Here is a 514-nt window from a genome sequence, read left to right as displayed (position 1 = left end):
GTAGAGGCCGAGCCGCACCGGCAGCTCCTGGACATAGCCCTCCGGGATCAGCACCGGCAGGCCGAGGTTGATCTGCGGGGTGAAGCTGCCCTCCACCTCCCGCGTCTTCCGCGAGCCGGCGCGCAGGTCGGCGACGGCCTCCTCCAGCATCTCCTGGTAGAGCTCGATGCCGACCTCGCGGATCTGGCCCGACTGCTCCTCGCCGAGAAGATTGCCGGCGCCGCGGATGTCGAGGTCGTGGCTCGCCAGCGTGAATCCGGCGCCGAGATTGTCCAGCGTCTGCATCACCTCCAGCCGCTTCTGGGCCGTGGGCGAGAGGCGGTGGTGCGGCGGCCAGGTCAGATAGGCATAGCCGCGCTGCTTGCCGCGCCCGACGCGCCCGCGCAGCTGGTAGAGCTGACCCAGGCCGAACATGTCGGCCCGATGGATGACCAGCGTGTTGACAGCGGGCATGTCGAGCCCGCTCTCGACGATGTTGGTGGCGAGCAGGATGTCGCACTTGCCGTCGCCGAAC

At 69.1% G+C, this 514-nt stretch carries 1 protein-coding gene; it reads right to left on the bottom strand.

Annotated features, from left to right (window positions below; all coding sequences use genetic code 11):
* The coding region (locus AC1DWF_RS38775; protein ID WP_476843702.1) for a helicase-related protein at positions 1-514 on the bottom strand (514 nt) is incomplete at both ends.

This window comes from Aminobacter sp. P4_D5 (assembly GCF_056401815.1).
This window is presented reverse-complemented; position numbering and strand designations above follow the sequence as displayed.